We start from the raw sequence: 26,115 nt of genomic DNA, 5'->3' as shown, positions 1-26,115 counted from the left end.
CGCGTCTACTCCCGGCCCTGCAATGCCGGCTCGGCCAGGCCCAGCGTCAGTTCGCACACATCACGCACCACATACAGCGGCCGCTGCTTGGATTCGATGTAGATCTTGCCCACGTATTCGCCCAGCAGGCCGATGGAGAGCAGCTGCACGCCGCCAAGAAAAGTGATGACGGCGACCGTGGACGGATAACCGTTGACGATTTCTCCCGCGAAAAGCGTCTTGCCCACTATCCACAGCCCGAACGCGCCGCCTACCGTGGCGGCCACCATCCCTACCGCGCCGACCCAGCGCAATGGCGCCACCGAGAACGACGTCACGCCCTCGAGCGCGAGCCGGGTCAATCCCACGAAATTCCATTTGCTGGACCCCGCGGCGCGCGGGGCGCGATCATAGAGAATCTCGTGCGTGGGCAGCCCCACCCACGCGAACAGGCCTTTCATGTAGCGGCTGCGCTCGGGCATGCGCTTGAGCACGTCGACCGCACGGCGGCTCAGCAAGCGGAAGTCGCCGGTGTCGGAAGGGATCGGCAGCTCGCTCAGGCGGCGCAGCACGCGATAGAACACGTGTGCGCAAGCGCGCTTGAACCAGCTTTCCCCCGCCCTGCTGCGGCGCTTCATGGTCACCATATCGGCGCCCGCCCTCCACGCCTTCACCATGTCCGGGATCAATTCGGGCGGATCCTGCAGATCCGCGTCAAGAACGATCACTGCCATGCCGCGCGCATTGTCCAGCCCGGCCGTCAACGCGGCCTCCTTGCCGAAGTTTCGGCTCAGCCGTACTGCCCTCACATTGCGGTCCGTGTAGGCCAAAGCGGCCAGCTGGTCGGCACTGCCGTCGACACTGCCGTCGTCGACGAAGACGATCTCGTAGCGCAAGCCCAGCGACTCCATGACGCCGCGGATGCGCCGGTAGCACATGGGCAACACCAGCCGTTCGTTATAGACGGGGACGACGACCGACAGGACGGGATAGGCCTGTTCCGGTCCACGCGGATGCGCGTCGGGATCGTTGGAGGGCCGCATGGCGTCGGACGGGGCACCGATTGCCGCGGTCCGGAACATCGTTGGCGGCGTATCCAGCGCTCGATTCAATGCGCTGGTTGAAGTGCCTGGGTACCGGGCGTCCCGGTAACGGCCCATCAGGCGTCTCGGCTGGCTCATGCGTAAACCTTCGTTCTCAGGATGTGATAGTTCAGGACGGCGGTCGCCACGGTGGCGACGAACTGTGCCGATCCGGCCGGGACATGTCCCACGTGATAGAGGACCGAGAAACATCCCACGTTGAACACGCCGGTGAAGCCCATCGCAAGCACGTAGGGCGCCAACGCTGCACCGGCCGGCCGCTTCCGCGGAAAGACATAGCGTCTTTGCAGGACAAAATTGGCCAGCGCGCCGGCCGCGGCCCCGACGGCGGTCGCCGACGATGCCGCCCCACCGGCCGCCATCATCGCGGCCATGACGGCCCAATGAACCAGGGTGGACAGTCCCCCCGAGGCCAGGAATTGCGGGAATCGCGCCCAAGCGCTTGCCAGAGAGGCCATACGTCTGCCGGATCAACGGGATGACTCGATGACGGGCAGGATATCGAGCGGATCGCAAAAATCCCCTCAATCAGACAACAAGAAATCATCAAAATCCGGCGCCGCCGCCGACCAGGCGCGCGCCTTCTTCGAAGAACAACCGGGCGCTATCGGAACGACGTGCAAGCGGTGCCGGGGGGGGAGGCGCAGCGTGGCGGTGCAGATAGTGTGCGGGATGAGATTTGTGTTCTGGTGGCGACCCGGCGTGTCGGGATCCGGTCACGGTTTGTGTTCTGGTGGCGCCGCCTGTATGCCTGCAAAGTCTCGTCCTCGCGCTGCCGCGCTGCGGGCGCGACTTCTCCGGCATGCAGTCGGCTCACAGCATCGCAATGCCGCGATCGATATCACGGCAGTGTTCGCTCATTACGTCGGGCTCGGGCACTTTTCATCACATAGTGCTCGGCGCCCTTCATTGCGTGCTGCACCGTGCCGTGCGCTGCATAGTCATGCCGGCGTTCATTGCGTACGCATGGCGCTCGATGCACATGCATGGCCGGCAGCACGCCATCCGCGACGGGACGAACAGCGGTGCGGCTTGCCCATTTCGACGAAAGAAACGTTAGCGCGAGTGTGCGACTGGAGGCATCGAGATGTCTTGAGCCTGGGACATGGCGGAGGATTCGCGCCCGCAGCGCCCTTGGCGCGAGGACGAGAATCCGCAGTCATGTCCCAGGCGCTCAAGAACCCAGATACCCCCACCAGCCCAAACTCCCCCCCGCCAGTAGCCCCCCGTACAATCCCACCGAAATACACGCAACGCGAATGCGAGAGCGTCGCCATGAAGTCCCGCCATATGGCCAACCATGATTCCCCCCACCCGAGACACCCCTCCAATCGGTACGATCGGATGGAGTGGGCGGGCGCCTTCGGCGACCTGGGGACCCTGATTCCGTTCGTCGCGGCGTACATCGGCGTGCTGGGCATGGATCCCTTCGGCGTGCTGTTCGCCTTCGCCGTGCCCATGATCGCTTGCGGCCTTTACTACCGTACGCCCATTCCCGTGCAGCCCATGAAGGCCATCGGCGCCGTCGCGTCGATACAGGCGGTGCAGACGGCCGTCGTAACGCCAGGCGCGGTGCACGTCGCCGCGCTCGCCACGGGGCTGACATGGCTGGTGCTGGGCGCCACCGGTTTGATGCGGCACGTCGCGCAGCGCGTGCCCGCGACAGTGATCCATGCCATTTTGCTGGGCCTGGGCGTGGGCTTCATGCTGCAGGGCCTGAAGATGATGCAGGGGGACCTGCCGGTGGCGGTGGCCGCGGCGGCCCTGACGCTCGCTCTGCTGGGCAGCCGGCGCGTTCCGGTGATGTTCGTGTTGCTCCTGTTCGGCGCCGCGATCGGTATCTGGCGCCAGCCGTCCCTGTTGACGCAGCTGATGGCTACGCCGGTGGCGCTGCGCCTGCCCGCGTGGCAACTGTCGGGCATAGACTGGAACCAGGTGCTCGTGGGCGTGGTGCTGCTGGCCATTCCGCAAATACCGCTGACGCTGGGCAATGCCATTCTCGCCATCAGCCGCGAGAACAACCGCCTGTTCCCCAATCGGCCGGTCTCCGAGGGGCGCATGGCACTGTCCACGGGGCTGATGAACCTGTTTTCCAGCGCTGCCGGCGGCGTGCCGATGTGCCATGGCGCGGGCGGCATGGCGTCCCACGTCGCCTTCGGCGCCCGCACGGGCGGCTCGGTGGTCATCCTGGGCGGGCTGCTGCTGGTGCTGGCGCTGTTCTTCAGCGGCGCCGTGACGACGCTGTTCCAGCTGTTTCCGCCCGCGGTGCTGGGGGTGCTGCTGTTCATCACCGGCCTGCAGCTGGCCGTGGGCAGCGGCGGCCTGCCCGAGGCGCGCGACGAGCGCGCCGTGGTGCTGGCCACGGCGGCCGTCTGCATCTGGAACGTGGCGGCGGGCTTCGTCCTGGGCTGCGTGCTGCACTACGCGGCACGGCGCGGCCGGCTCCGACTGTAGCGTGCGCCGCCGCGGGCCTCGCGCGGGCCGCGCCGCTATACTGGCTACCCTGGCGCGCGTCGCGGCGCGCGGCCGACATTCACGAATTCGATGATAGACAGAAGCGAAATCACCGGGCTGATCCTGGCCGGCGGACGAGGCAGCCGCATGGGCGGCGTGGACAAGGGACTGCAGAATTTCCAGGGCATTCCCATGGCCATGCACGCCCTGTTGCGCCTGGGGCCGCAGGTCGGCCAGATCATGATCAACGCCAACCGCAACCTGGCCGCGTACGAATCCATGGGCGTGCCGGTATGGACGGATGCCACTGGCGATTTCGCCGGGCCGCTGGCCGGATTCGCCGCCGGACTCGAACGCTGCGAAACCGAGTACATGGTCACCGTGCCCTGTGACTCGCCGCTGTTTCCGCTCGACATGGTCGAGCGCCTGGCGGCCGCGCTGCACGAGGCCGACGCGGACATCGCCATCGTGGTCACGCGCGAGGGCGATGCGTTGCGCACCCAGCCCGTGTTCTGCCTGCTGAAGACCTCGCTGTTGACCAGCCTGCTGAACTTCCTGCACGAGGGCCAGGGCAAGATCGACATCTGGACCGCCAGCCACAAGCGCGTCGAGGTCCTGTTCGAGGACGCGCATGCGTTTGCCGGCGCGAACACGCCAACCGAATTGCAACAGCTCCAATCATGAGTACCGAACTGCCCGCCAGCCTCGCGGAGATCGCCTCCTGCGTCAACGGCTACGATCCCAACGCCCTGCCCATCGCGCAGGCGCGCGAGTTCATCGACCGCCTCGTGCCGCGCCTGTCCGCCACCGAAGTGTTGCCGCTGCGCAGCGCGCTGGGCCGCACGCTGGCCCGCGACGTGATCTCGGGCATTAATGTGCCGGCGCACGACAATTCGGCCATGGACGGCTACGCCTTGCGCGGCGCCGACCTGCGCGCCGACGGCGACACGGTGCTGCGGGTGGCGGGCAGCGGCCTGGCGGGCGACAACTTCCAGGGCGTCGCCGGCCCGGGACAATGCGTGCGCATCATGACCGGCGCCGTCATGCCCGCCGGCCTGGACACCGTGGTGCCGCAGGAATTCGTGCGCGAAGAGAACGGCGCCATCGCCATCCCGGCGGGCATCCTGCGCGCCGGAGACAACCGGCGCCTGGCCGGCGAAGACCTGGCGCAAGGCGAGGCCGCGCTGTCGGCCGGCCGCGTGCTGCGCCCCGCCGACATCGGCATGCTGGCCTCGCTGGGCCGCGGCGAAGTCGCCGTGCGCCGCCGGCTGCGCGTGGCCTTCTTCTCCACCGGCAACGAACTGCGCTCCATCGGCGAACCGCTCGACGAGGGCTGCGTCTACGACAGCAACCGCTACACGCTGTGGTGCATGCTGCAGCGCCTGGGCGTCGAGGTGCTGGACATGGGCGTGGTGCGCGACGACGAGGCCGCGCTCGAAGCCGCCTTCGCGGCCGCGGCCGCCAACGCCGATGCGGTGATCACCTCGGGCGGCGTCAGCGTCGGCGAGGCCGACTACACCAAGAAGGTGATGGCACGCCTGGGCGACGTGCTGTTCTGGAAGATCGCCATGCGACCCGGGCGCCCCATGGCCATCGGCCGCATCGGCCAGGCCATCCTGTTCGGCCTGCCGGGCAATCCGGTGGCCGTCATGGTCACGTTCTATGCGCTGGTGCGCGATGCGCTGCTGGCCATGGGCGGCGCGGCGCCGCAGGCGCTGCCCCTGTTGCGCTGCGTCACGCCCACGCCCATCCGCAAAAAGCCGGGCCGCACCGAATACCAGCGCGCCCTCGTCACGCGGGCGCCGGACGGCGGCTGGCAGGCCAGCGTCACGGGCTCGCAGGGCTCGGGCATCCTGCGCAGCATGAGCCAGGCCAACGGCCTGCTGGTGCTGGGACACGATCAAGGCAACATCGCGGCTGGCGAGTACGTCGACGTGCTGCCTTTCGACGGTCTGATCTGAGGCGCAGCATGACCCGAGTGATAGGTTTCGCCGGCTGGAGCGGCGCCGGCAAGACGCAGCTGCTGACCCGCCTGATCCCCGTGCTGGGGGCCCGCGGGCTCCGTGTTTCCACGCTGAAGCACGCCCACCATGCCTTCGACATCGACCGGCCGGGCAAGGACTCGTACCGCCATCGCGAGGCCGGTGCTCACGAGGTCCTGATCGCGTCGTCATCGCGCTGGGCGCTGATGCACGAGCTGCGCGGCGAGGCCGAACCGGGACTGGCCGAGCTGCTGGGCCACATGAGCCCCGTCGACCTGGTGCTGATCGAAGGATTCAAGCGCAATCCGCACGTCAAGATCGAGGTGCACCGCCAGGTCAATGGCAAGTCATGGCTCTATGTCGACGATGCCAGCATCCGCGCCATCGCCAGCGACGTGCCGCCGCCGGCCGATTGCGGTTTGCCGTGGGTGCGCCTGGACGACTACGAAGCGATTGCCGACCTGGTCCAGGACCACGCCTGGCCGCTGGACCAGGTGCTGGCCGCCCCCACGGCCTGAGCACGGTCCTTACTGGTTGGCGTTCGGGAAGAACAGCTGCTGGCCGTTGATCTTGTAGCTGGCGATCGCGTCCTGTCCCGCCTTCGACGTGACCCAGTCCGCGAACTTCTGCGCGGCTTTCGCCTTCACGTGCGGGAACTTGGCGGGGTTGACGACCATCACGCCGTATTGGTTGAAGAGACGCTTGTCTCCTTCGACCAGCACCGTCAGGTCGCCGGGGTTCTTGAAGCTCAGCCAGGTGCCGCGGTCGGACAGCACATAGGCGCCGGTGGACGATGCCATGTTCAGCGCCGGGCCCATGCCGCAGCCGCATTCCTTGTAGCCCGTGCCTTTGTTCTCGACGCCGGCCTGCTTCCAGTAGCGCTGCTCGGCCGCATGCGTGCCGCTCTTGTCGCCGCGCGAGACGAAGGCCGCATTGCCGGCCGCCAGCTTGTTCAGCGCCGCGACGATGTCGTTGCCCTTGACGCCCGCGGGATCCTTAGACGGGCCGATGAGCACGAAGTCGTTGTACATCACCGGGGAGCGCCTGGCGGCATAGCCCTCGGCCACGAACTTCTCTTCGGCGGCCTGATCGTGCACGAAGACCACGTCGGCGTCGCCGCGGCGGGCCGTGTCCAGCGCCTGGCCGGTGCCCTGCGCCACCACCTTGACGTCGATGCCGCTGGCCCGCTCGAAGGCCGGCAGCAGATGCGCGAACAGCCCGGACTGCTCGGTGGACGTGGTCGAGGCCATGGTGATGGTCTCGGCATGGACCGTAGCCGTCGCGAACGCGGCCGCCAGGCCGGCCAGCGCGGCGCCGCGCCGCAATGTATCGATCAGGTTCATAGGATTCTTTCTCCTTTCAGGAAGAGGCTCGCCGGTTCGGGGAGCGGGCCGTTGAAGAAGTCGTGCACCGGCAGGTCGGCCAGGATGCGGCCGTGGTCCAGGTAGACGACGCGATCGGCCAGGCGCTGCACCTGGCCGAGGTTGTGGCTTGCGAAAACCATGGTGGCCCCGTGGCTGGCGCTGAAGACCTGCATCAGCCGCTCGACCTCGCGCTTGGAATGCGGGTCCAGGCTGGCGGTGGGCTCATCCAGAAGCAGGGCCTCGGGGGCCTGCGCCCACGCGCGCGCCAGGGCCAGGCGCTGCTTCTGCCCGCCCGATAGTCCGCGCGCATTGCGGCCGGCCAGCTCTCTCATCTCGACCTGCTCCAGCGCCAGGGCGGCGCGCTGGCGGGCCTCGCGCCAGGGCGTGCCGCGCAGCCACAGTCCCAGCGCCACGTTGTTCAGCACCGACGTGCGCAGCATGTAGGGATGCTGGAACAGCATGGCCTGGCGCGTCGTGGGCAGGCAGCGCGCCAGGCCGGCGCTGGGGCGCGCCAGGCCGTGCAGCACGCGCAGCAGCGTGCTCTTGCCGCTGCCGTTGGCGCCCACCAGCGCGACCTTCTCGCCCGCGCGTATCGACAGCCGCGCATCGCGCAAGGCGTGGACCGGACCGTAGCGGACATGCACGCCGTCGAGGACGAACACCGCGGTCGCGGGCGTCCCGTCCTGCCGCCGCGCGAGGTCCTCCCCACGGAAGGGCGCGTGCTCGGGGTGGCGCATCGAGCTCATATCGCCTCCCCGACGTTGGCCGGTCCCGCATCCCGATGCTCGCGCCAACGCCGCACCAGCGCGCCGAGTACGTTCAGCAGCAGCACCACGGCCAGCAGCACCAGTCCCAGCGCCATGGCCATGGGCAGGTCGCCCTTGCTGGTTTCGAGCGCGATGGCGGTGGTCATGACGCGCGTATACCCGTCGATGTTGCCGCCCACCACCATCACCGCCCCGACTTCGGATACGGCGCGTCCGAACGCGGCGATCACGATGGTAATGAGGGTGAAGCGCTCGTCCCACAGCAGCATCAGCCCGCGCATGAATGGCCCCGCGCCCAGCGAACGCAGCTGCTCGCCATGGTCGGACTCGGCGTCGCCCACCGTCTGGCGCACCAGCGCGGTCACGAAGGGCAGCACCAGGATGGTCTGCGCCATCACCATGGCCTTGAAGGAAAACAGCCACCCCAGGAAGCCGAGCGGACCGGAATGCGACAGCAGCAGGTAGACGACCAGGCCGACCACCACCGACGGCAGGGCCAGCGAGGTATTGAGCAAGGTCAGCACGGCCGGCTTGCCGCGAAAGCGCGCCACGCCCAGCCAGGCGCCGGCCATCATCCCCAGCGCACAGGCCAGGGCACAGGCGCTGAGACTGACGGCGAGCGAGCGCCCGACGATGGCCAGCAACAGAGGGTCTAGGGAAAGAATGAGCCGCAAGGCGGTCAGCACGCTTTCCTGAAATGTGTTCATGCCTGTATTTCCGGGGGGCGGCGAGGCAGGGTATCGCAAGCATCGACGGCAGGCCATATGAAGCCATTTGCATAGCTGGCCGCAGCGCTTTGCGCTACGCTGCGGCAATGTGGTTCGCGGTCTTTTGAGGCATACTCGCCGCCGTGCATAGCATTGAACTGACCTATCTGCTGGGCGCCAACGGCGCGCAACCGGCGCTGATCCGCAACGCCCTGATGGATCTGCTGTTCGCGGTGCGCGAGCACGGCTCGATCTCGGCCGCGGCCAAGGCCATGGACCTGTCGTATCGCCACGTATGGGGCGAACTCAAGCGCTGGGAACAGACGCTGGGGCGCACGCTCATCGTGTGGGACAAGGGGCAGCCGGCCAGGCTCAATGAATTCGGCGAGAAACTGCTGTGGGCCGAGCGCCAGGCGCAGGCCCGGCTGGCGCCGCAGATCAGCGCCCTGCGCGCCGAACTCGAACGCACCTTCGCGGTCGCCTTCGACAACGCCGCGCACGTGGTGCCGCTGCATGCCAGTCACGACGACGCGCTGGCGGCCCTGCAAGAACACGCCGTCACTTCGGCCAAGCTGCACCTGGACATACGCTACACCGGCAGCCTGGACGCCATCAGCGCACTGAACGAGGGGCGCTGCGTGATGGCGGGCTTCCACACCCGCGACCAGCCGGTGCCGGGCTCGCGCAGCGAGCGCGCCTACAAGCCGCTGCTGCAGCCCGGCCTGCACAAGATCATCGGCTTCGCCCAGCGCGACCAGGGCTTCATCGTGCCTCGCGGCAATCCGCGCGGACTGCGCGCCATCGGCGACTTGCTGCAGCCCGGCCTGCGCTACGTGAACCGTCCCCTGGGAACCGGCACGCGCGTCCTGTTCGACGAATTGCTCGAGGAGTCGGATATCGATGCGGCCTCGATCCAGGGCTACGACCGCACCGAGCCTTCGCACAAGGCCGTCGCCCACGCGGTGGCGTCGGGCAGCGCGGACGCCGGCCTGGGCATCGCCTCGGCGGCCTTGCCGGAGCGGCTCGAGTTCGTGCCGCTGGTCAAGGAAAACTACTTCCTGGTGTGCCTGAAGTCCACGCTGGACCAGCCCTCTACGCAGGCATTGATGGAATTGCTGCGCAGCGCCTCGTGGCAGGACATCCTGGGGCGCATGCCCGGCTATACGCCGGCGCATAGCGGCGAGGTGCTGTCACTGCGCCGCATGCTGCCGTGGTGGGATTTCACCGGGCAGCCGAAGCGCCGGCCGGCCGCGAAGCGGGTGCGCAGGCCGACGGCCTGAACCCGCAAAGGCGCGGCCTGCCGCGCGGACAAACCTGCGCCCGGGCCCGACAATCGCGCCGGGTCGGCCGAGCCCAGCCGTGGCCGGCCGCACCTAGCCGGCCGCACCTAGCCGGCCGCCTTGCCTTTACGGCTTGGCCGGGGCCTGTTCCGCGTGGGGCTTGATGTCGCTGGGGGGCGACGAAGCCGTGCCGGCCGGGGAGTGCGCGCCGCTGGTCTCCAGCGGTTTCTCCTGGGGCTTCGTGTACGAGAAGGGGCCAGGGTCCTGGCAGGCCGTCGATTTCATCGGCGGCCGCGTGGGCTTGCCGCTGGCCTGCGCCTGCGCGTAGTACACCGCGGCGACGCGGTCCTGCGCCTGGCACAGATGGAAAGCATCGACCTTGGCGGTCCAGGCGGCCTTGGCGGCGGCTTCGTCGGCCTTGGCCTTGGCTTCGGGCGTGGGAGGCGGCAGCTTGGCATACGCCGGCGCGGCGGCCAGCACAAAAAGCAATGCAGCGATCTTTTTCATGCTAACTCCTGGTCAGGCGCCGGCCGGCCGCGTGGGTCGCGGCTTCGCCGTCTTGTCGGGGGTGCGCTGCGCGGGGATCTTGCCGGCCTTGACGTCGTCATACCAGAGCTCGTGGTGCTCGCGCGCCCAGGTCTCGTCCACATAGCCGGTCTTCATGGCCTTGAACGCGCCCTGCATGCCGATGGTGCCGAGGTAGATGTGGCCCATGATCATGCAGGTCATGAAGATGACCGACACCGCATGGATCATGTGGGCGATCTGCATGTTGCCGCGGGAATAGTCCAGGCCCGGCGCGACCTTGTCCAGGAAGAGCCCCGACAGCACGGCGATCAGGCCCAGGAACAGCATGCCGCCCCAGAACATCAGCTTCTCGCCCGCGTTGAAGCGGTGCGAAGGCACGTGCGCGCCGGTCAGCAGGCCGCCGCCCTTCTTCAGCCACAGGATGTCGTGGCGGCGCGGAATGTTGTCCTTGGCGAAGGTGATGAGCACGACGGCCAGCGACACCGCGAACACCGGTCCGACGAAGTTGTGCACCGTCTTCAGCACCCACGTCGTCCAGCCGAACAGCGCACTGCCCATGATGGGCAGCAGGAAGAACTTGCCGAACGCCATCACGATGCCGGACAGGGCCAGGATGACGAAGGCCGCGGCGTTCACCCAGTGCGCCGCGCGCTCGAAGTAGGTGAAGCGCTCGATGCGCCGGCCGGTGGGCGCGTCGTGCACTTTCATCGAGCCCTTGGCGGCGTAGAACAGCAGGATGGCCACCAGCACGATCAGCAGCAGCCCGCCGCCGTACGGGATGATCCAGTGGTTGCGGACCTGGCGCCAGGCCTCGCCCGCGGTCGTGTAGTCGGAACCGGGGTACTGCACGAAGCGCTGGATCAGCACACCAGCCTCGGGCGCCTCGCTCTTGGGCAGGCTGGAATACCCCGGTTCGCCTGAATTGACCTGCCGCCACATCGGGGCGTTGTTGCCGGGCTGGACCTTGGCACGCTCGGCGTTGGTCTGCTCCGCATAGCCCGGCTGCTCGTTCGCATCGGGCTTCACGTCGAAGATGTTGGCGCTTTGAATATTGCCCAGGCCGCCGGCCGCGGGGGCCGGTGCGGCCGGTGTGCCCGCCTGCTGCGCCGCCGCCGGCGCCAGGGCCGCGGCGCTGATCGCGAGCGCCGCGATGAGTGACCGTATCATGGCAAGCTCCCGCTCAATACACTCGCGTGTATTCGTTCTGACCACGCTGGTTGCGCGTCTTCAACTCTTGCTGCCAGCTGTTCTTGTCTCCCGGTTTCCACCCGGGAGCCATGAAGTTGCTGCCGGTGCCGTCGTAGTAAGGCTTGCCGACGTTGCCGGAGTGCTGCAGTTCCTGCGACGGTTCGGTGCACGCGCTCAGCGCCAGCACCGCCGCCACGATGAGCAGCCGCCCCGGCGCGCGGATGGACATGCCTGCTCGCGGCGCGCTCACGACTTCACCTTCGCTTCGGGTTGACGCTGCGGCGGCTGGCCGGCCTGCTGCGAGCCGTAGGCCGTGCCCCAGCCCCACACTTCGGCGCCCTTGCCGCGATGCAGCACGCGCGTGCGGAAGATGTCCGCCACCACGTCGCCGTCGCCGGCCAGCAGCGCCTTGGTCGAGCACATCTCGGCACAGGCCGGCAGCTTGCCTTCGGCCAGGCGGTTGCGGCCGTACTTCTCGAATTCTTCCGCGCTGCCGTGCTCCTCGGGACCGCCCGCGCAGAACGTGCACTTGTCCATCTTGCCGCGCACGCCGAAATTGCCCTGCGAGGGGAATTGCGGCGCGCCGAACGGACAGGCGTACGAGCAGTAGCCGCAGCCGATACAGGTGTCCTTGTTGTGCAGCACCACGCCTTCGTCGGTGCGATAGAAGCAGTTGACCGGGCACACGGCCATGCACGGCGCATCGCTGCAGTGCATACAGGCCACGGAGATCGACTTCTCGCCGGGCACGCCGTCGTTCAGCGTAACCACGCGGCGGCGGTTCACGCCCCAGGGCACCTCGTGCTCGTTCTTGCAGGCGGTGACGCAGCTGTTGCACTCGATACACCGCTCTGCATCACAGACAAATTTCATGCGAGCCATATTGCTCTCCTCAAGCTCTTTCGATGTTGCAGATGGTGGTCTTGGTTTCCTGCATCATGGTCACCGAGTCGTAACCATAGGTCGTGCCGGTGTTGATGGCTTCGCCGCGCACGATGGGCGCCGCGCCTTCCGGATAGTGCTCGAGCATGTCCTTGCCCTGCCAGTGTCCCGAGAAGTGGAACGGCATGAAGGCAGTGTCCGGACCCACGCGCTCGGTCACCAGCGCCTGCACGTTCAGGCGCGCGCCGGTGGGCGTGTGCACCCAGCAGCGATCGCCGTTGCGGATGCCGCGGTCGGCCGCCGCCTTGGGATTGAGCTCGACGAACATTTCCTGCTGAAGCTCGGCCAGCCAGGGGTTCGAACGCGTTTCCTCGCCGCCGCCCTCGTACTCCACCAGGCGGCCCGACGTGAGGATGAGCGGGAATTTCTCGTACATCTTTTCCGCGACGTTCTTCTTCTGCAGCGAGGTGTACACCGTGGGCAGGCGCCAGAACGTCTTGATGTCGGCCTGCGCCGGATACTTGTCGACGAGGTCGGGACGCGTGCCGTAGATGGGCTCGCGGTGCTGCGGGATGGCATCGGGGAAGTTCCACACCACGGCGCGCGCCTTGGCGTTGCCGAACGGATGGCACCCGTGCACCTGCATCGCCACGCGGATGATGCCGCCAGAAGGGTCGGTCTTCCAGTTCTTGCCTTCGGCGGCTGCCTTTTCCTCGGGCGTCAGGTCGTCCCACCAGCCCAGCTTCTTCAGCAGCACGTGGTCGAACTCGGGATAGCCGGTGGTAAGGTCGGCGCCCTTGGAATGCGAGCCGTCCTCGGCCAGCAGGCTCACGCCATTGCGCTCGACGCCGAAGTTGGCGCGGAAGTTGCCGCCGCCGTCCATCACGTGCAGGCTGGGGTCGTACAGATTGGCCGTGCCGGGGTGCTTCAGGCTGGGGTTGCCCCAGCATGGCCACGGCAGGCCGAAGTAGTCGCCCGTCAGGTCATAGCCGGTCTCTGCGTCCTTGCCGCCCTTGGCGCGCAGCGTCTTGACGTCGAACACGTGCATGTTGCGCATGTGCGCCTTCAGGCGCTCGGGGCTCTGGCCCGTGTAGCCGATGGTCCAGACGCAGGCGTTGATCTCGCGCAGGATGTCGTCGATGGAGGGCTCTTCCATGCCGCCCTTGGCCTTCTCCATCTTGTAGTTCTTCACCAGTTCCTTGCCGAAGCCCAGCTTCTCGGCCAACTGGTACATGATCATGTGGTCGGTGCGGCTTTCCCACAGCGGCTCGATGACCTGCTCGCGCCATTGCAGCGAACGGTTCGAGGCGGTACAGGACCCGCGCGTCTCGAACTGCGTGGCGGCCGGCAGCAGGTACACCGCGCGGTTGGGATTCAGGTCTTCGGGCTTGCCCGGCATGGCCGCCATGGCCGCGGTGGCGGACGGATACGGGTCGACCACCACCAGCAGGTCGAGCTTGTCCATCGCGCGTTTCATTTCCAGGCCGCGCGTCTGGGAATTGGGCGCGTGGCCCCAGTAGAACACCGCACGCAGGTTGGTTTCCTGGTCGATGAGGTCTGGGTTCTCGAGCACGCCGTCGATCCAGCGCGACACCGTGATGCCCGGCTTGGTCATCATGGCGGGCGAGGCGTAGCGGCTCTTGATCCACTCGTAGTCCACGCCCCAGGCGCGCGCGAAATGCCGCCACGAGCCCTCGGCCAGGCCGTAGTAGCCGGGCAGCGAATCGGGGTTGGGGCCGACGTCGGTGGCGCCCTGCACGTTGTCGTGGCCGCGGAAGATGTTGGTGCCGCCGCCGGAACGGCCGACGTTGCCCAGCGCCAGCTGCAGGATACAGGAGGCGCGCACGATGGCGTTGCCGATGGTGTGCTGGGTCTGGCCCATGCACCACACGACGGTGCTGGGACGGTTCTCGCTCATCGTCTTGGCCACGCTGTACACCGTGGCCTCGTCCACGCCGCAGGCCTCTTCCACCTTGTCCGGCGTCCACTTGGCCATCACTTCGGCCTTGACCTCGTCCATGCCGTACACGCGCGCCTTCAGGTACGCCTGGTCTTCCCAGCCGTTCTTGAAGATGTGATACAGCACGCCGAACAGGAACGGGATGTCCGTGCCCGAGCGGATGCGCACGTATTGGTCGGCCTTGGCCGCGGTACGGGTGAAGCGCGGATCGACCACGATCACCTTGCAGCCGGTTTCCTTGGCGTGCAGCAGGTGCAGCATCGACACCGGGTGCGCTTCGGCCGCATTCGACCCGATATACAGCGCCGCCTTGGCGTTCTGCATGTCGTTGTACGAATTGGTCATGGCGCCGTAGCCCCATGTATTGGCCACGCCGGCCACCGTGGTGGAGTGACAGATGCGCGCCTGGTGGTCGCAGTTGTTGCTGCCCCAGTAGCTGACGAACTTGCGCATCAGGTACGACTGTTCGTTGTTGTGCTTGGAGGATCCGATGAAATACACGGAATCCGGGCCGCTTTCCTTGCGCAGCGCCTGCATGCGGTCGCTGATTTCCTGCAGCGCGGTGTCCCAGCTGATGCGCTGGTACTTGCCGTTCACCAGCTTCATCGGATAGCGCAGGCGGTGCTCGCCGTGGCCGTGCTCGCGCAGCGAGGCCCCTTTGGCGCAGTGCGCGCCCAGGTTGATGGGCGAGTCGAACACCGGCTCCTGCCGCACCCAGACGCCGTTCTCGACGACGGCGTCGACCGCACAGCCGACCGAACAGTGACTACAGACGGTGCGGCGCACGGAGATCTTGCTGTCGCCCACCGCGATCTTGCCTTCGGCGGCTTCTGCGCGCGTGACCAGCGACAGCTGCGTGGCGGCCAGACCGGCGCCCACGCCCAGGCCCGAGCGGCGCAGGAACGTGCGGCGATCCATGGTGGGAAGGGCTTGCGACATGCCGCGGCGCAGGCTGCGGACAAAATGCGAATCGGCGGCGCTGTCGGCGGCGCCGCCGGATTTCTTGGTGAGCAACATGGCCTCGCTCCGAATTAAACGAGTGTGGTCTTGTAATAGCGTTTGACGTGTTCGCTGACGCGATAGCCGCCCCCGCGTTCGGGTGCGGGTTGCGCCTGCGGCGCGGCCTGCTGGGTCGACACGCCAGGCAGCACGACGACGCCTGCCGCGGCGGCTCCCACCGCCGCGGATCCGACAAAGAATTTGCGCCGCGAGCGATCAATGGGTTTTTGGGACATCGTCGTCTCCTGTACAGCTGGGTATGAAAAGCATTGCATAATGTACCCGCGCCGAAGGCCGGCAGCAACCGTCCCCATGGGAACGCGCTCGCTGCAGCGCAGCATTTATTGCCTGCGGCGGGGCGGGAATATCAGTTGTCTGGACGCTCGCCCCAGGCCTAGCCCAGCATGTCGAAGCCTTGCGCTTCCACGCTGGCAAAGGCCTGCGTGAAGGCCGCCACGCGCGCATAGAAGCGTGCCGCGGGATGCGCGATGATGGCCTGGCCCATGTCATGCACCCACGGCTGCACGTGCGTCGTGAAGAACGTCCGCTGCTGCGCCAGGTTGGCCACCGCCGCATCCTCGCCGGCGATCAGGTAGCGCATCACCTCGCACAGATACGCGATGTGGTCTTCCGTCTCGGGCATGCCCGGATCGCGCGCCAGTCCCAGCGCGGCCAGATCGTCGCGCAGGCCCACCAGCGGCTTCTCGTTCAGGAAGCCGGTCAGGTAGTGCGAGCCGAACAGATAGACCTCGGGTTTGCCGATGCCGCCGAACAGCGACTCGTACTCCGCCGCGATCGCGTCATCCGACATGCCGGCCGCCTCCTGCACCAGGTCGCGCCACGGCGCCTCGAGGAAAGCGCCGCTGGCCGGCGCCTCGGTGCCGGCCGCGCGCAGCGCGGCAAGCAGCTGCGGCGCGCGCGGGGCGTAGTACAGCTGCGCCAGAAGACCATAGATTTCGGCGCGGGCGACCTCTTCGTCGAATCCGGCGTGAGAAAGATCGGCTAGGGATACGGAAGCGGTCATAGTCGGGTGATCTGGACTTCGTTCTCGGACGAGTACATGTCGATGACGCGGCAATCGCTGCACATCTTCAGGCGCTCGAGCGCGGCGCCCTGGAACATGGCGTGGCCCGCCAGGCGCCCGACCATGGCGTCGATGGCCTTCACCGTGCCGAAGGGCTTGTTGCAGCGTACGCAATGGAATGGCTGGGTCTCGTTCACGACCACCGCTTCCTTGCGTTGCGGCGTGAGCAGCAGGCGCGGCACCAGTTCGATGGCGTCTTCGGGACAGGTGGTGGCGCACAGCCCGCACTGCACGCAGTTCTTTTCCAGGAAGCGCAGCTGCGGCGTCTGGGTGTTGTCGAGCAGCGCGCCCGACGGGCAGGCGCTGACGCAGCTCATGCAGAGCGTACAGGTGTCGCGGTTGACCTTCACGCCGCCGAACGGCGAACCCGCGCCGGGCTGTCCCGCCGGCATGACGATGGCCTCGGGCAGCGGCGCGGGCGCATGAGCGATCAGATGATCGAGCGCCAGCTCGAGCGTGCTGCGCTTCTCGGGCGCGACCGCATGTCGCGCGGCCACGCGCGGCGACTGAGGCACCTGGGCGGCCAGCGCCTGCAATTGCGCATCGAGTTCGGACACGTCCGCGGCATGCCGCAGGTGCAGATGCCGGCCGGCGTAGCCCAGGCCGTTCAGCACCGCCTGCGCCACGTCCATCTGGGCCTGCAGGCCATCGAGATACTGCGGGGCCTCTTCTGCCGTGGTCAGCACCACGACCTGCGTGGCGCCATAGGCGACGGCCGACAGCCACAGGTCGGCGCCCAGGCTGGCCGTGTGCCACAGCGCCACGGGAATCACGTTGGCCGGCACGCCATGCGCGCGGCCCAGCCGGGCCTGGCGGCCCAGGGCCTCGACCAGGCCTTGTCCCGCCTCCTGGCTGTGCAGCAGCAGCACGGCGTCGCGGCCGCCGGCCGAGGCGTACGTGGACAGCAGCGTGCGCAGGCGCGCGCCCTGGTCCGGGCTGCGTGGGTAGCTATAGGTCAACGCGCCCGAGGGGCACACCGTGGTACAGGCGCCGCAGCCGACGCAGAGATTCGGATTGACCTTGATCTGCTGGTTGCGCACATCGCTGGAAATGGCCTGCGCCGAGCAGATCTGCACGCAGGCGTCGCAGCCCACGCTGCCGTTGCGGCTGTGTGCGCAGAGCTTCTGCTTGTAGTCGAAGAACTTCGGCTTCTCGAACTCGCCCACCATGTCGCGCAACCGCAGCAGCGTGGCGGGATCGTTGTCCGTCCAGCGGAAATAGCCCTGGGGCGGCGCATGCCGCGTGAAGACGGGCTGCTCGCCAAGATCGAGGATCAGGTCGAACGTTTCCGCGTAGGTTTCCGGCGGGCGGCTGAAGTCGATCGCGCCCGCCACCGTACAGGACGCCGCGCAGTCGCGGTGATTGCGGCACCGGTCGGGGTCCATCTGGTAATCCAGCCCCACCGCACCTTCGGAACAGGCCGTGATACAGGCATTGCAGCGAGTGCACAGATCGAGGTCGATCGGGTTGTCCTGCGTCCATTGCACCTCGAACGCGCCCAGCCAGCCGGTGACGCCGCCGAGGCGGCCCGCCACCGTGGGAAAGCGCCGGACCTGCGCGCCGCCGCGGGCGCCAGGGCCCTGCGAGAACAGCGTGACGTTGAGCACGTCGTCCAGCAGCGCGCCCGCCTGTTCGGCACGATCCAGCGGGCCGATGATGAGCAGCCTGCCGGCGCTTTTATAGGTGACCGTGGGAACGGGATCGGGCTCGGGCAGATGGGCCGCGGCCAGCAGCGCCGCGATCTTCGGCATGGCCTGCGACGCATCGCGGCTCCAGCCGCCCGTCTCGCGGATGTTGACGAATCGCACCGGCGCGACGGCGCCCTCGGTGGCGGCGCCCAGTTCGCCGAACAGGCGCTTTTCCTGGGTACAGGCCACCACCACGTCGCTGTCGCCGCGCACGGCCTTTTCGTACGAGCCGGCTTCGCGGCGGCACAGCGTGGAATGCAGCGCGAGCTTCTCGCCCAATGCCTCGCCCAGCGCGTCAGCGGCCAGGGGCATCGTGCGATTGCAGTCGCAGATGAGTGTCGTCATGATCAGGTTCTTGCAATCGGGTCGCGCTCGGGCAGGACGACGGCCGGAACATCGGCTGCGGCGTCCGCCGCCGGTTCGGCAGGCGCGGGCAGCGCGCAGGCTACCTCATTTTGGGCATCGGGCGCTTCGCCCTCGTCCGCCTCGGGCAGGCTTTCATGGGCCGCGGCCACCGGCGGCGTCGATGCCCCGGCGGGTTCGCCCGAGGCGTCCAGCATCGCGCCGGCCGCGCAGCGGGCCTCTTCCTCGAAGAAGCCGAACACCTTCGACACCGCCATCTTGCGCAGCATGGATTCCGGCAGCGGCTCCATTTTCGAGTAGTCGTCGATATAGATGTCCAACCCGTCCATCACGTTGTAGTGCGGGTCGGAGAACAGTTTCTTCAGCGCCGCGTTCTTCACCTCGGGCGCCACGCCGCGGGCCACGAAGGGACTGAAGTCGGAATCCGACGTCAGCGCGCGCACGTCGTCCAGCGTGGGCAGCTTGGGTTCCGCCGGCGGCGCGGCGTCCTGCGCGAGCGGCATGCCGGGCTGTTGTTGCAGCGTGTCGGCAGAAGGTTCCGCCTGCGGCGCGGGCGCCGCCTCGGGAGGCTGCGAGGCGGCCTCGCGGGCCTCGATCTTGCGCCGCGACCAGCGATGCAGGAAGCCGGAACGGGGTTCCGTGCTCATGGCTGGCCACCGCCGAATTTCTTGACGGTGCTGACGGACGCGGGATTGCCGAAGCGGTCCTGCAGCGACTGGAAGCTGGCGGGACGGCGGCGGCGCTTGGGCTCGGGCACGTAGTGCTCGGCCACGAAGGCCTCGATCCAGGCCACGATGTCCGGCGGCGCGGGAATCTGCTCCACCGTTTCCTGCGCGTCCAGCCAGCGTCCGGCGTCGTGGTAGCTGAGGGTGACGATCTCGGGCCGCGCCAGCGGCTCGTCGGCCACCGACGGGCTTTCTTCCATGCGCCACAGCACGAACCAGCACGGCGAAGGCGCGGAGGCATTCAGCAGATAGCCTTCCGCATCGTCCTTGAACAGCCGCACCGTGAACCCGGGATGCAGCCAGCGCTGCTGGTTCTCGTCGGCATACAGCCGCCGCGGGGCCTCGCCGAAGCCGGGCTCGTTGACCACCACGTCCTCGAGCACCCAGCGCCATTCCTGCCAGCGGCTCATCGCGCCGACGATGCGCTCTTTGCGCATCAGGACGGCGACGTCCATCGTCAGGGGTACGGGCCCGGTATCCATGGCAGTTGCCGTCAGGCCCGCTTGATCGAAATGGCCGAGAACTTGGACGAATAGTCCTTGCCCATCTCGGACACCGCCACGGCCACCTGCCGCGCCAGGGACTTGTACAGGCCGGCCACCTCGCCGTCGGGGTCGGACACCACCGAGGGCCGCCCGCTGTCGGCCTGCATGCGAATGTTGATGTCCAGCGGCAGCGCGCCCAGGTACGGCAGCCCGTAATCGGCGGCCATCTTCTGCCCGCCGCCCGAACCGAAGATATGTTCGACGTGGCCGCACTGGCTACAGACGTGCACCGCCATGTTCTCGACCACGCCCAGCACGGGCACGCCGACCTTCTCGAACATCTTGAAGCCCTTGCGCGCATCGAGCAGCGCGATGTCCTGCGGCGTGGTGACGACGATGGCGCCGGTCACGGGCACCTTCTGGCTGAGCGTGAGGTGGATGTCGCCGGTGCCCGGCGGCATGTCGATGACCAGGTAGTCGAGGTTCTTCCAGTTGGTCTGGCGCAGCAGCTGTTCGAGCGCCTGCACGGCCATGGGGCCGCGCCAGATCATGGCCTCGTCGGCGTCCACCAGGAAGCCGATGGACATGACCTGGACGCCGTAGTTTTCCAGCGGCTCCATGGTCGTGCCGTCTTCGCTTTGCGGACGGCCTTCGATGCCCATCATCAGAGCCTGGCTGGGGCCGTAGATGTCCGCGTCCAGCAGGCCCACCCGCGCGCCTTCGGCGGCCAGCGCCAGCGCCAGGTTGACGGCCGTGGTGCTCTTGCCCACGCCGCCCTTGCCCGAGGCGACGGCGATCACGTTCTTCACATTGGGCAGCAGCGCGATGCCGCGCTGCACGGCGTGAGACGTGATGACGCTGTGCACGTTGACCGACACGTTCTGCACGCCCGGCACCGCCTTCGCGGCCGCGATCAGCGCGCGGCGCAATGCGGGAATCTGGCTTTTGGCCGGATAACCGAGCTCCACGTCGAACGACACGTCGCCGTCGGCGCTGATGTCCAGGTTCTTGACCGCGCGCGCGGAAACAACGTCTTTGCCCGTGTTGGGATCCACACAGGATTGCAGGGCTTTGAGGAGGGTGTCGGAGGCGACCATGAGGGTCTTTCTAGGAATAAATCTGGGGCGTTGAGGCGCGTCCGGGTGCTTGCCCGGTGGCCCGGACAAATTATGTTAGCAGAGAGGGCAGGAAGGGCCGGGCGGAGGAATGGCCGCAGTAGGGGTATTGCGGCGCGGCGCGCAAGGCGGTGCAGCCGGGGCGGCGGCCTTTCGTTTTTCCGATGGACGGCATCAATATCCACAACGCGCCAGCGCCGGTCCCTTGCCGTACTCTCATGGCACCCCAAGATACCCGCCGAGCCCCCGCCGCCATGCAGAACAGCCCCTCGTCCCCGGAATCCACCCATGCGGTCAGCCTGGAAGGCGTGGTGAAGAAATACCGCGACCAGACTGTGCTGCACGAGGTGTCGCTGAAGATCCGGCGCGGCGAATTCCTGACGCTGCTGGGCCCGTCGGGCTGCGGCAAGACGACGCTGCTCAACCTCATCGCGGGCTTCGCGGACGCCGACAACGGCGAGATCTTCATCGACGGGCAACTGGTCACGTCCCTTCCGGCTTATCAGCGCGAGATCGGCATCGTGTTCCAGAACTACGCGCTGTTTCCCCACATGACCGTCGAGCGCAACATCGGCTATGGCCTGCGCATGCGGCGCATCCCGGCCGATGACATCGCCCGGCGGGTGCGGGAAGTCATGGCGCTGGTGAAGCTGGACGGACTGGGCCAGCGCAAGCCCCGCGAACTGTCCGGCGGCCAGCAGCAGCGCGTTGCGCTGGCCCGCGCCCTGGTCATCCGCCCCAAGGTCCTGCTGCTGGACGAGCCTTTCTCGGCGCTGGACAAGAGCCTGCGCGGCGCCATGCAGGTCGAGATCCGCGAGATCCAGCGCAGGCTGGGCGTGACCACGGTGTTCGTCACGCACGACCAGGGGGAGGCGCTCAGCATGTCCGATCGCATCGCGGTGATGTCGGCCGGCGTCATCCGGCAGATCGCCACGCCGGACGAGCTGTATCGCAATCCCCAGGATCCCTTCGTCGCGTCCTTTCTTGGCGACGTCAACATCCTGCCGGCCCACTACCACGGGGCCGACCCCGACGGCATCCAGCTGCGGCTGGGGGCGGGCCTGCTGCACGTGCCGCGCGAGCGATTGGTGGGCGGGTCGCACGAGGGCCGTCGGCTGGACATCTACGTGCGCCCCGAGCAGATCCGCCTGGAAGCGCTGCACGGCGGCTCGGTGCTCAGCGGCACGGTGGTCAGCCACGTGTTCCAGGGTGACCACGTCGATTCGTACGTCGACGTGGACATTCCGGTGGCCGGCCACCAGCGCGTGATGGTGCGCAGCGCCGGGCTGGGGGCCATGCAGCAATGGCCCGTGGGCGCCGTCGCGGGACTGCAGCTGCCCGGCCAGGGCATCAGCGTCTTCAACGCCGCGGCCTGACCCCGGCCCATCCGCCAGGCCGCCACGGCGCCCGGCCTGATTCCCCTCAAGCAATCCGCACAGCCCATGCACACTCCACCCACCACCATGCAAGCCGTCATCGCCCGCGAACCAGGCGATGCCGGCGTGCTCGCCCTGGCCGAACGGCCCGTGCCCGTCCCGGGTCCCGGAGAAGTTCTGCTGCGCGTACTGAGCGCCGGCGTCAACCGGCCCGACATCATGCAGAGGCAAGGCCTGGCCAGGCCGGCGGCCGGCGTCACGGACGTGCTGGGCCTGGAAGCATGCGGCGAGGTGATCGCCTGCGGCCCGGGCGTATCCGAGGCCCTGCGGGGCCAGCGGGTGATGAGCCTGCTTCCAGGCGGCGGCTATGCGCCGTGGTGCGTCGCGCGCGCCGATCATTCGCTGCCCGTGCCCGAGCAGCTGGACGTCGCCTCGGCGGGAGCCCTGCCCGAAGGGCTCTTCACCGTGTGGCACAACCTGTTCGAACTGGGCGGACTGCGCATAGGAGAAACCGTGCTGATACACGGCGCCGCCGGCGGCATCGGCACACTGGCGGTACGCATGGCCCACGCGGCGGGCGCCCGCGTGATCGCCACCGCGGGCCGCGAGGAGCGCCTGCCCGCGCTGCGCGAGATGGGCGCCTCGCACGCCATCTGCTATCGCGACACCGACTTCGTGGCCGCCTGCCACGCTTTTACGGCAGGACGGGGCGTGGACGTGGTGCTGGACATGGTCGGCGGCGACTACGTGCGCCGCAACCTGCAGGCGCTGGGCTTTGGCGGACGCCACGTCAGCCTCTCGTTCCTGCAGGGCTCGACGGTGGACATCGATCTGCTGACGCTGATGCAGAAGCAACTCAGCCTGCATTCGTCCACCATGCGGCCGCAGAGCCCGGCCGAGAAGGCGCGCATGGCGACGGCGATCGCGCGGCACGTGCTGCCGCTGGTGTCCGACGGCCGCGTCACCCCGCGCATCCATGCGCTGCTGCCGCTGGCCGAGGCCGCGCACGCGCATCGCCTGCTGGAAAGCGGCGAGGTGTTCGGCAAGATCGTGCTCACGCCCTGAGCGAGGACCCCTGATGAAGCTGCTCTACGCCCCGACATCCCCTTACGTGCGCAAGGTCATGGCCTGCGCGCACCTGTGCGGCGTCGACGACCGCATCCAGTGGCTGGACAGCGCCGCCAACCCCGTGCGGCGCGATGCGCGCATTGCCGAGCACAACCCGCTGGCCAAGGTGCCCACCCTGATCCTGGCGGACGGCCGCGCCCTGTACGACAGCCGCGTCATCTGCGAATACCTGGCCAGCCTGGCCGGCAACGACCATCTCTTCCCGGCGGACGGCGACGCGCGTTGGCAGGCGTTGACGTTGCAGGCGCTGGGCGACGGCATGCTGGACGCGGCCCTGCTGGCACGCTACGAACGCACCGCGCGTCCCGCCGAATGGCAGTGGCCCGCGTGGCGCGAGGCGCAGCTGGTGAAGGTCGCGGCCGGCCTGGAAGCGATCGAAGCCATGGCCGGCAGCCTGGCCCGCCGCAGCCCGACCATCGGCGAAGTGACGATAGGCTGCGCGCTCGGCTACCTGGACTTCCGCTTTCCCGAACTCGACTGGCGCCGCGAGCATCCGCGGGCGGCGCGCTGGAATGAAGCGTTCCAGGCCCTGCCCGCCATGCAGGCCACCATCCCCCACGAAGCCTGAGATTGCGCACCATGAATGCTCCCACCGATACTCGATCCACGGCCGGCGATGCGGGCCCGGCCACCGTCTGGTTCCTGAACGGCCCCAACGCCAATCTGTATGGCCTGGATGCCAACCAGGTCTATGGGTCCGAGAGCTTTCCCGTACTGCGGCAGCGCTGCGAAAAAAAGGCGGCCGACCTGCGGATGACGCTGAACTTCGTGCAGTCCAACCACGAGGGCCAGCTGGTCGACTGGATACAGGAAGCCCGCGGGCAGGCGCAGGGCATCATCATCAATGCCGCGGGGCTGACGTACTCCTCCATTCCGCTCCTGGACGCGCTGCTGTCCTTTCCCGGCCGCATCATCGAGGTCCACATGAGCAACATCTGGCGGCGCGAAAGCTTCCGCCATCACTCGTACATATCGAAGGCCGCGGACGGCGTGATCGCGGGACTGGGCGGAGAGGGCTACGAACTGGCCATCGAAGCCATGTCGCGCCTGATCCGCCGGACAGCGTGAGGGCCACGCCGAAATGAGCGCCCCCGATACCGCCATGGATGCCGGCTCGCTGGTCTTCTACAGCCAGTTCGACGACTACGCCACCTGGAAGAACGCCCTGCGTGCAAAGCTGCCGCGGCTGCGCATCGTGCATGCGAGCGAGGCGATCGACCCCGCCGACGTCCATTACGTCCTGACATGGAAGCCGCCGGAAGGCTTCTTCGACCGGATGGCCAACCTGCGCCTGATCGTCAACCTGGGCGCGGGCGTGGACTCGCTGGTCGGCCGCAAGGACCTGCCCGCCGGCGTGCCCATCACGCGCATCGCCGATCCCAACATGTCCCGCATGATGGCAAGCTACGTGCTGTTCGCCACGCTGCGCCATGCCCGGGAGATTCCGTACTTCGAGCAGGCGCAACGGCGCGGCCAGTGGGCCTATCGGCATCCTCGCGCGCCCGAAGAGACTCGCGTCGCCGTGCTGGGCCTGGGCGAGCTGGGAGCCTATGCCGCGCGCGAGCTGCGGCGCCAGGGCTACACCGTCCTGGGGTGGTCGCGCAGCCAGCGCCAGATCGAGGGCGTGCAGTGCCATGCCGGCATGGAAACGCTGGACACCGTGCTGGGCCAGGCGGACATCCTGGTGATCATGCTGCCGCTCACGCCGCAGACCCGCGGCCTGCTCGGCCGCGAACGGCTGGAACGGCTGCCGCGCGGCGCGGCGCTGATCAACGTGGCGCGCGGCGCACTGGTGGACCAGGCCGCGATGACGCAGCTGCTGCAAAGCGGCCATATCGGGTCGGCCACGCTGGACGTGTTCGAGCGCGAACCCCTGCCGGCGGACGATCCCCTGTGGGGCATGGAGAATGTGCTGATCACGCCGCACCTCGCGTCCGTGGCCATTCCTTCGTCGGCAGCGACCCAGATCGCCGACAACATCCTGCGGGTCTCGCGGGGCGAGGCGCCCGCCAACCAGGTGGATCCCGCGCGCGGATATTGATGCCTCGCGACCTCGGCGTCCGCCATGGCGGACGCCGGCCGACGGAAACGAAGAAAAGGGCGGGATCCCGCCCTTTCTGTCGTTGTCCGGCCCGTCAGCGGTTCTCTTCGATGTTGAGGATCCTGCCGAGTCCCAGGAAGTAATTGGCCAGCGTCAGCAGGCTTGCCGTCACGGCGATGTACACCACCGACAGCGCGGCCAGTGTGGGGTCGGCGAACTCGCGCACATAGTTGTACATCGCCACCGGCAAGGTCTGGGTGGCCTGCGTGGTGATGAACAACGAGGCGGTGAACTCGCTGAACGACATGATGGCGGCGAACAGCCACCCGCCGAACAGGCCGGGCGCCAGCAGCGGCACGGTCACCGTGAACAGCACCCGCCACGGCGACGCGCCCAGGCTGGCGGCCGCCTGCTCCAGCCGTTCGTCCAGGTTCTCCATAGACACGTAGACGCTGCGCATCACGAAAGGCAGCACCAGCATCACGTGGCACAGGATCACGATGGCGTAACCGCGCTCGACGCCCACCTGCGCCACCAGGATCAGCAGTCCCAATCCCAGGGTGAAATGCGGGATCACCAGCGGGGACAGCAGGATCGCCTGCAGCAGTTCCTTGCCCGGAAACTGCAGCCGCTTCACTGCGATGGCCAGGGCGGTGCCGATGGCCAGCGCCAGCAGCGACGACCACATCGTCACGACCATGCTGGCATGAAAGCCCTGCTTGAAGTCCGGATAGGTGAACACCCGCTCGAACCAGCGCCACGACCAGGTCGCGGGGGGGAACGTCAGCAAGGCCTTGTCGTTGAACGAGGCCAGCGTGACCACGACCACCGGCAGCAGCAGGAACGCCAGGATGAGCACGATCAGCGTGGGGCCAGCCACGCGCAGCGGCAGGGGCAGCGTATTGCGTATCTTCATG

At 67.8% G+C, this 26,115-nt stretch carries 27 protein-coding genes; 10 read left to right on the top strand and 17 right to left on the bottom strand.

Annotated features, from left to right (window positions below; all coding sequences use genetic code 11):
• Positions 1-5: 5 nt before the first annotated feature.
• Together CAL15_RS01435 and CAL15_RS01430 are read right to left on the bottom strand one after the other, a co-directional pair.
• Positions 6-1,022 (bottom strand): glycosyltransferase family 2 protein, encoded by a 1,017-nt coding sequence (locus CAL15_RS01435; protein WP_086077000.1) that lies wholly within the window; start codon positions 1,020-1,022, stop codon positions 6-8.
• Positions 1,023-1,156: 134 nt separating this feature from the next.
• Entirely contained in the window at positions 1,157-1,540 is a 384-nt protein-coding gene (locus CAL15_RS01430; protein ID WP_086076999.1) for a GtrA family protein, read from the bottom strand.
• Between the two features lie 886 nt (positions 1,541-2,426).
• On the opposite strand from CAL15_RS01430, the gene CAL15_RS01425 reads away from it, so the two are divergent.
• The 4 genes from CAL15_RS01425 to mobB all read left to right on the top strand — a co-directional run bounded on the left by CAL15_RS01425 (position 2,427) and on the right by mobB (position 6,036).
• Positions 2,427-3,536 (top strand): putative sulfate/molybdate transporter, encoded by a 1,110-nt coding sequence (locus CAL15_RS01425; RefSeq protein ID WP_086076998.1) that lies wholly within the window; start codon positions 2,427-2,429, stop codon positions 3,534-3,536.
• A gap of 90 nt (positions 3,537-3,626) precedes the next feature.
• Positions 3,627-4,220 (top strand): molybdenum cofactor guanylyltransferase MobA, encoded by a 594-nt coding sequence (mobA, locus tag CAL15_RS01420; protein ID WP_086076997.1) that lies wholly within the window; start codon positions 3,627-3,629, stop codon positions 4,218-4,220.
• The gene (gene moeA, locus CAL15_RS01415) at positions 4,217-5,497 is read left to right on the top strand and encodes a molybdopterin molybdotransferase MoeA (RefSeq protein WP_086076996.1); all 1,281 of its coding nucleotides are present in this window, start codon (positions 4,217-4,219) and stop codon (positions 5,495-5,497) included. Before mobA ends, moeA begins: the two co-directional genes overlap by 4 nt.
• Before the next feature lie 8 nt (positions 5,498-5,505).
• The gene (gene mobB, locus CAL15_RS01410) at positions 5,506-6,036 is read left to right on the top strand and encodes a molybdopterin-guanine dinucleotide biosynthesis protein B (RefSeq protein ID WP_086076995.1); all 531 of its coding nucleotides are present in this window, start codon (positions 5,506-5,508) and stop codon (positions 6,034-6,036) included.
• A gap of 9 nt (positions 6,037-6,045) precedes the next feature.
• On the opposite strand, the gene CAL15_RS01405 is transcribed toward mobB, so the two are convergent.
• The 3 genes from CAL15_RS01405 to CAL15_RS01395 are packed head-to-tail and all read right to left on the bottom strand — an operon-like array spanning position 6,046 to position 8,356.
• Positions 6,046-6,861, bottom strand: a complete 816-nt coding sequence (locus CAL15_RS01405) for an extracellular solute-binding protein (RefSeq protein WP_086076994.1) — start codon at positions 6,859-6,861, stop codon at positions 6,046-6,048.
• The gene (locus tag CAL15_RS01400) at positions 6,858-7,619 is read right to left on the bottom strand and encodes an ABC transporter ATP-binding protein (protein WP_086080864.1); all 762 of its coding nucleotides are present in this window, start codon (positions 7,617-7,619) and stop codon (positions 6,858-6,860) included. The genes CAL15_RS01405 and CAL15_RS01400 overlap by 4 nt, the downstream gene beginning before the upstream one ends.
• A 5-nt stretch (positions 7,620-7,624) precedes the next feature.
• Positions 7,625-8,356 carry an ABC transporter permease gene (locus tag CAL15_RS01395; RefSeq protein WP_086076993.1) on the bottom strand — a complete coding sequence of 244 codons (732 nt, stop codon included), beginning with the start codon at positions 8,354-8,356 and terminating at the stop codon, positions 7,625-7,627.
• A 143-nt stretch (positions 8,357-8,499) separates the two neighbouring features.
• Here CAL15_RS01395 and CAL15_RS01390 point away from each other — a divergent pair, with 143 nt between their 5' ends.
• A complete protein-coding gene (locus CAL15_RS01390; RefSeq protein WP_086076992.1) occupies positions 8,500-9,636 on the top strand; it encodes a substrate-binding domain-containing protein in 1,137 nt (378 codons plus the stop codon).
• A gap of 126 nt (positions 9,637-9,762) precedes the next feature.
• On the opposite strand, the gene CAL15_RS01385 is transcribed toward CAL15_RS01390, so the two are convergent.
• From CAL15_RS01385 to apbC, 11 genes are all read right to left on the bottom strand, one after another.
• On the bottom strand, positions 9,763-10,143 hold the full coding sequence (locus tag CAL15_RS01385) for a hypothetical protein (RefSeq protein WP_086076991.1): 381 nt from the start codon (positions 10,141-10,143) through the stop codon (positions 9,763-9,765).
• Positions 10,144-10,155: 12 nt separating this feature from the next.
• Positions 10,156-11,331: a formate dehydrogenase subunit gamma gene (locus CAL15_RS01380; RefSeq protein ID WP_086076990.1), complete on the bottom strand. Its 1,176-nt coding sequence runs from the start codon at positions 11,329-11,331 to the stop codon at positions 10,156-10,158.
• Between the two features lie 13 nt (positions 11,332-11,344).
• Positions 11,345-11,581 (bottom strand): hypothetical protein, encoded by a 237-nt coding sequence (locus CAL15_RS01375; RefSeq protein ID WP_420042525.1) that lies wholly within the window; start codon positions 11,579-11,581, stop codon positions 11,345-11,347.
• Between the two features lie 17 nt (positions 11,582-11,598).
• Entirely contained in the window at positions 11,599-12,234 is a 636-nt protein-coding gene (fdh3B, locus tag CAL15_RS01370; RefSeq protein ID WP_086076989.1) for a formate dehydrogenase FDH3 subunit beta, read from the bottom strand.
• Between the two features lie 10 nt (positions 12,235-12,244).
• A complete protein-coding gene (locus CAL15_RS01365) occupies positions 12,245-15,211 on the bottom strand; it encodes a formate dehydrogenase subunit alpha (RefSeq protein WP_086076988.1) in 2,967 nt (988 codons plus the stop codon).
• A gap of 14 nt (positions 15,212-15,225) precedes the next feature.
• The gene (locus CAL15_RS01360; RefSeq protein ID WP_086076987.1) at positions 15,226-15,429 is read right to left on the bottom strand and encodes a formate dehydrogenase; all 204 of its coding nucleotides are present in this window, start codon (positions 15,427-15,429) and stop codon (positions 15,226-15,228) included.
• Between the two features lie 158 nt (positions 15,430-15,587).
• Complete coding sequence (locus tag CAL15_RS01355) at positions 15,588-16,217, bottom strand: TorD/DmsD family molecular chaperone (RefSeq protein WP_086076986.1); 630 nt, start codon at positions 16,215-16,217, stop codon at positions 15,588-15,590.
• Positions 16,214-18,310, bottom strand: coding sequence for a 4Fe-4S binding protein (locus CAL15_RS01350; protein ID WP_086076985.1), 2,097 nt, complete (start codon positions 18,308-18,310; stop codon positions 16,214-16,216). Before CAL15_RS01350 ends, CAL15_RS01355 begins: the two co-directional genes overlap by 4 nt.
• A gap of 2 nt (positions 18,311-18,312) precedes the next feature.
• Positions 18,313-18,975, bottom strand: a complete 663-nt coding sequence (locus CAL15_RS01345; protein ID WP_086076984.1) for a DUF3306 domain-containing protein — start codon at positions 18,973-18,975, stop codon at positions 18,313-18,315.
• Complete coding sequence (locus CAL15_RS01340; protein WP_086076983.1) at positions 18,972-19,535, bottom strand: DUF3305 domain-containing protein; 564 nt, start codon at positions 19,533-19,535, stop codon at positions 18,972-18,974. Before CAL15_RS01340 ends, CAL15_RS01345 begins: the two co-directional genes overlap by 4 nt.
• An 11-nt stretch (positions 19,536-19,546) precedes the next feature.
• Entirely contained in the window at positions 19,547-20,635 is a 1,089-nt protein-coding gene (gene apbC / locus CAL15_RS01335) for an iron-sulfur cluster carrier protein ApbC (protein ID WP_086076982.1), read from the bottom strand.
• Between the two features lie 272 nt (positions 20,636-20,907).
• On the opposite strand from apbC, the gene CAL15_RS01330 reads away from it, so the two are divergent.
• From CAL15_RS01330 to CAL15_RS01310, 5 genes are all read left to right on the top strand, one after another.
• Positions 20,908-22,029: an ABC transporter ATP-binding protein gene (locus CAL15_RS01330; RefSeq protein ID WP_086076981.1), complete on the top strand. Its 1,122-nt coding sequence runs from the start codon at positions 20,908-20,910 to the stop codon at positions 22,027-22,029.
• A 66-nt stretch (positions 22,030-22,095) separates the two neighbouring features.
• Entirely contained in the window at positions 22,096-23,094 is a 999-nt protein-coding gene (locus tag CAL15_RS01325; protein ID WP_232468093.1) for an NAD(P)H-quinone oxidoreductase, read from the top strand.
• 13 nt (positions 23,095-23,107) lie between these two features.
• Positions 23,108-23,725 (top strand): glutathione S-transferase, encoded by a 618-nt coding sequence (locus tag CAL15_RS01320; RefSeq protein ID WP_086076979.1) that lies wholly within the window; start codon positions 23,108-23,110, stop codon positions 23,723-23,725.
• 11 nt (positions 23,726-23,736) lie between these two features.
• On the top strand, positions 23,737-24,225 hold the full coding sequence (locus CAL15_RS01315; RefSeq protein ID WP_086080862.1) for a type II 3-dehydroquinate dehydratase: 489 nt from the start codon (positions 23,737-23,739) through the stop codon (positions 24,223-24,225).
• Positions 24,226-24,238: 13 nt separating this feature from the next.
• A complete protein-coding gene (locus tag CAL15_RS01310) occupies positions 24,239-25,198 on the top strand; it encodes a 2-hydroxyacid dehydrogenase (RefSeq protein WP_232468092.1) in 960 nt (319 codons plus the stop codon).
• A 94-nt stretch (positions 25,199-25,292) separates the two neighbouring features.
• Here the strand turns inward: CAL15_RS01310 and CAL15_RS01305 are convergent, their stop codons facing one another.
• Positions 25,293-26,114, bottom strand: coding sequence for an ABC transporter permease (locus CAL15_RS01305; RefSeq protein WP_086076977.1), 822 nt, complete (start codon positions 26,112-26,114; stop codon positions 25,293-25,295).
• Position 26,115 lies beyond the last annotated feature (1 nt).

The organism is Bordetella genomosp. 13, assembly GCF_002119665.1.
In the GTDB taxonomy this organism is placed as follows: Bacteria; Pseudomonadota; Gammaproteobacteria; order Burkholderiales; family Burkholderiaceae_B; genus Bordetella.
Note: the sequence above shows the minus strand (reverse complement) of the source record. Positions and strands in the feature narration are given on the sequence as shown.